At 16.9% G+C, this 231-nt stretch carries 1 protein-coding gene; it reads left to right on the forward strand.

The window, feature by feature from the left end; translation table 11 throughout:
* Positions 1-41: 41 nt before the first annotated feature.
* Positions 42-231, forward strand: a 190-nt coding sequence (locus VJI94_RS08890) for a hypothetical protein (RefSeq protein WP_324009116.1), incomplete at its 3' end; no start/stop codon positions are given.

The following is a 231-nucleotide window of genomic DNA, read 5'->3' on the forward strand; positions in this document are numbered from 1 at the left end:
TAGATTTTGAAAAACAAATAAGCAACACTATAAAAAAAATAATGGAATTAATTTTTTTTTTAAAAAATAAAAAAAAAATTAAGTTATGGCAGAGTATTTTTTTAGTTTTATTGAACTTTTCTATTTTAAAAAATAAAAAAAAAAATACAGTACCTTTTTCTTATGATTCTGCTAATTTTAATATAAATGTATCAAAAGTACTACGTACTTTTTCATTATTACGTTTCTTTA

This window comes from Parvimonas sp. D9 (genome assembly GCF_035282565.1).
Taxonomy (GTDB): Bacteria; Bacillota; Clostridia; order Tissierellales; family Peptoniphilaceae; genus Parvimonas; species Parvimonas micra.